The organism is Actinobacillus capsulatus DSM 19761 (assembly GCF_000374285.1).
Taxonomy (GTDB): Bacteria; Pseudomonadota; Gammaproteobacteria; order Enterobacterales; family Pasteurellaceae; genus Actinobacillus; species Actinobacillus capsulatus.
The window spans coordinates 1-2,675 of record NZ_KB893961.1 but is presented as its reverse complement, the minus strand read 5'-3'; the positions used below and the strand labels follow the sequence as shown (position 1 = coordinate 2,675).

Genomic DNA, 2,675 nt, shown 5'->3' with positions numbered 1-2,675 from the left:
GAAGCAGGTCGAGAATTGGCAAAGGTGTTAATGCAACTAATTGAGGAAAAGATTAAGATAAATATTATTACCCATTCCCTTGGCGCACGGGTAGCATTAAGTGCCTTGAATATTTTAGGGGATTTTGACGGGGCTTATGATGAAAAAGTGGACAATCTTATTATGTGGGAAGCGGCGGTAGCGGATAACGCCATTACTGATTTGAATAATTACCAAAAAAGGTATAATCCGATTGCAATGGAATTATTTCCGTTTGCTCATAACGCAGTAAAACATATGACGGTGCTTTATTCTTCCGAAGATGGTGTATTGGGTGGGGATAATAAAGGGGGCGATGCTGAATATACAGGGTCACTGGGTGGCGCTTACCCTAAGAAATATACCGCTTTAGCGACAAATACACAGGCGTTAGGCGACTATCATCGAGACAAACAAAACCCGATAAAGCAAGCGCAAACCCAACTGAATAGCGCGAAACTGAGATGTGACTTGCTTTATGGAAAAGAGAATGCCCAGCCTTATGAATGCATTAATCTACAAGCGAGTTATTTAGGCCGGAAGATAAAACAAGAGATTCGCACGTTGTTAGAGCAAGAAGCTGAAAAGACGATGAACGCATCAGGTATTCCTGAATTAACGTATTTGAAGCCGTGGAGTCATTATCGCCGATTTGAGAAAGGCAGTGTTTATTTTGAGCATATTGTGGAAGTATTAACGGAAACGCTATTTGACAACTGGAATGTTCGAGATTCAGCGGTGCGACCTGCGTTGGGGCATCAGGGGAATAGACAAACAATACAAGGTATTGGGCAAAACGGTAAAAAACTGGAAGTAAAATGGGCGAAGGATTTATTTGCCGATTCGTTTATTCAGGAATTAGAAAGAGAAGGTAAAATTAACTTTTTCGATCAAACCATTCTAGATAAGAACAACGATAAACGTCCTTATTTTCTTACCCATTCGGCAATGCGAGAGTATGAATGGACTGCGTTGGATAAAAACAATCCTAAACTATTTCCACTAATCTATACCCATAGTTACAAACGTAGAATAATGGACGAAATTAAGAAAAGCTCTTGTTTTGGGAGATATAAAAAATGAAAAAGTACATTCGATTTATTGTTACCCTATGTTTAAGTGCAGTCATAATTATCAGTTATGCTTACAGTAAAGGCTTCTTTTCTAGGGAAGAGGTTGCATCTTTAAGTGTTTCAAGTGACGGTGAGTATGTGATTAGTGCGCATTATGGAGGTGAGTTGGTATTATGGAATATTCCTAAAAAGGAGAAAAAGACATTAGCCAAAAATGCCAATGTGTATAGTGCGTATTTTATTCCCGAAAGCCACGAATTTATTTGGCAAGACAGTGCAAATATCGTCCATATTCAAAATGTGAGCGGACAGGAAATAAAGCAGTTTCCGCATTTTAAGACAGAAGGGCATAGAATAACGGCAGATAAATCGTTCTATTTAAGTGCCAATAAATCGGGAAAATTATATAAAGGTTATGGTGAAAATTTAGTACCGATTTATACCGATACGCCGATAAGCCCGTCTAAGCCGTATGATTTATCTATTGCTGGGGACTATTTTTTATCGGTCAGTGATAATGTTTCTCGTGCAGATGATCCACCAGCTGAAACTAATCTAATTGTAAATCCAGTCAATCCAGAGAAGCACAAAAGAAGTAGCTATGACGGTGTGACGTTATGGGATAAAAACACATTAAAACCTGTGGCGAGATTATGGGGGAATAATGGTACAACAACAGGCTTACTTAGTCCTGATGGAAAATGGGTGGTGAGCGGTAGCGAAAATTATGGTCGCTATATGTGGTCTACAGCCAATCCTCTTTTACGCTATTCATTGGCGTATCCAGAAGATGGAATCTATAATCGAGAAACTAAAACGGATGATAAAAGCCAATTATTACCTATTCCAGAAAAATTTAAAGGTAAAGGATTAAATGGTAGAAGAGCGACGGTAGCTTATGCTTTTGTGACTGAAACGGAATTTATCCAGTTCGGAATGATGTATGGAGAAAAAGATGATTCTGCCGATGAATTAGCCCCCCTTTACACAGTAGGTGATCCGTGGATTAAAGCTTATGTAGGAATTGGTAATGATCCTGCGATTTCGGTTGACTCCTATGCGGCTAGTCTTAGTATCTCTTCGGCGCCGAAAGCCCATATTTTGGTGACAGGACAAGCCACAGGCGGTGGGATTAACGTCTATAAATACCACCCCGATAAAATGGAATTGGAAAAAATTTGGGTGGCGGATTGATAAGGTAAAGTGCGGTTGAAAAAACAGTTGAATTTTTAACCGCACTTTTGTTATTCCCTTACAAGCGGTCAGATTAGCCCAATTTTTTGCAAAATACCGGAGCGGAGATGTATGCCAACGAAGCAGCTGTAGCGGATAATGCCCTACTAATATCTACACCTGAGAGAAAAATCCATTGGCGATGGAGCTATTTCCGTTTGCACATAAAGTGGTAAAACGAATCCGCACCTTGTATTCGGAAGAAGACGGCGTTTTGGGCGGAGACAAGAAAAGGGGAGATGCCGAATATACGGGTTTGATTGGAGGGGCTTACCCTAAGAAATATTCGTCGCTCGCTAACAATATCCGAGCGCTGATAGATTATTACCCGCTTAATTTAAAAGAGCCGAA

The 2,675-nt window shown here is 40.0% G+C and carries 2 protein-coding genes and 1 pseudogene; all 3 read left to right on the top strand.

The window, feature by feature from the left end:
- A partial coding sequence (locus tag C228_RS0112885; RefSeq protein WP_018652999.1) for an alpha/beta hydrolase occupies positions 1-1,101 on the top strand: 1,101 nt, incomplete at its 5' end.
- Positions 1,098-2,285, top strand: coding sequence for a WD40 repeat domain-containing protein (locus C228_RS0112880; RefSeq protein ID WP_018652998.1), 1,188 nt, complete (start codon positions 1,098-1,100; stop codon positions 2,283-2,285). The genes C228_RS0112885 and C228_RS0112880, both read left to right, overlap by 4 nt.
- Positions 2,286-2,460: 175 nt before the next feature.
- A pseudogene (locus tag C228_RS14670) lies at positions 2,461-2,675 on the top strand (alpha/beta hydrolase); the annotation flags it as partial.

Excerpts from the sequence above, each read along its gene's own strand:
- C228_RS0112880 (WP_018652998.1), top strand. The coding sequence starts at position 1,098 with ATGAAAAAGTACATTCGATTTATTGTTACCCTATGTTTAAGTGCAGTC.